Source organism: Ralstonia sp. RL (genome assembly GCF_001683835.1).
GTDB lineage: Bacteria > Pseudomonadota > Gammaproteobacteria > Burkholderiales > Burkholderiaceae > Ralstonia > Ralstonia mannitolilytica.
Map to the genome: position 1 here is coordinate 1 of NZ_LWRX01000014.1, position 1,387 is coordinate 1,387.

The 1,387-nt window shown below is 67.0% G+C and carries 1 protein-coding gene; it reads left to right on the top strand.

The genetic code is table 11. The features are described 5' to 3' along the window. Positions 1-353 precede the first annotated feature (353 nt). A partial coding sequence (locus tag A6M56_RS02215; RefSeq protein ID WP_286757706.1) for an MFS transporter occupies positions 354-1,387 on the top strand: 1,034 nt, incomplete at its 3' end.

Here is a 1,387-nt window from a genome sequence, read left to right on the forward strand (position 1 = left end):
GACCACGATGCCCAGGACCATGGCGATGCCGATCCAGGTGGTCAGGCGATTCATTTTCATGCGGGTTTCCTCGTCATGCGGAGTTGAAGGTCGCCTGGATCAGGCGCGTGAGCCGGTTTCTCATTGCACGTCGCGTGCCAGGCGGCGCCTGATCGCCAAGTGACTGTTTTCATGGCTGATTGTGTTGCCCGCCGCGGCGACGCGGTCGGAATTCCGGATCGGGGGGCGGCCGGGTGTTCGGAAATCCGAACGGCAGCCGGGGCAGGGGGCCGGAGGCTCCGGCAACACAGCGAGGCGGCGGGCAAACCTGCTAATATTGCCTTTTCGCTGCAATGCAACATCATCCGCATCCCATGTCCGCCGCCCACGACCGCATGACCCCGGAGGAACGCCGTACCGGTGCCTCGCTGGCTTCCATCTTTGCCCTGCGCATGCTCGGGCTGTTCCTGATCCTGCCGGTCTTCTCGGTGCACGCCAAGACCCTGCCCGGCGGCGACGATCTGGCCCTGGTCGGCTTCGCCCTCGGCGCCTATGGCCTGACCCAGGCCTGTTTCCAGATTCCGTATGGCGTCGCTTCCGATTACTTCGGCCGCAAGCAGGTCATCGTCGCCGGCCTCATCCTGTTTGCGCTCGGCAGCTTCGTCGCCGCCTGGGCGCCGGACATGACCTGGATCATCGTCGGCCGCGTGCTGCAGGGCGCGGGCGCCATTTCGGCCGCCGTCACCGCGCTGGCCGCAGACCTGACGCGCGAGCAGCACCGGACCAAGGTGATGGCCATGATCGGCTCGTCGATCGGCCTCGTCTTCGCGCTGTCGCTGGTGGGAGCCCCGGTGCTCTATGGCTGGATCGGCATGTCCGGCCTGTTCGTCCTGACCGGCGTGCTCGCCCTGGCCGCCATCGGCTTGCTGCTCAAGGCCGTGCCGCCGGCCCCGGCGCCGCATGGCCATGAAAAGCTGCCGCTGCGCCGGGTGCTGTTCGATGCCGACCTGCTGCGCCTCAATCTCGGCATCTTCACGCTGCACATGGTGCAGATGGCGATGTTCGTCGTGCTGCCCCACGCCCTGGTCGATTTTGGCGGCCTGCCGGCCGCCGCGCACTGGCAGGTCTATCTGCCGGCCGTGCTGGTCTCCTTTGTGGTCATGGTGCCGGCCATCATCGCCGCCGAGCGCAAGGACAGGATGCGGCCGGTTTTCCTGGCGGCGGTCGGTCTGCTCGTCGTCGTCCAGCTCGGCCTCTACCTGCTGCACGAGAGCCTGGAGCTGCTTGCCCTGTGGCTGCTGCTCTTCTTCGTGGCTTTCAACGTGCTGGAGGCGACGCTGCCCTCGCTGGTGTCGCGCACCGCTCCGCCGGCCGCAAAGGGCGCTGCGCTGGGCGTTTACAACACGAC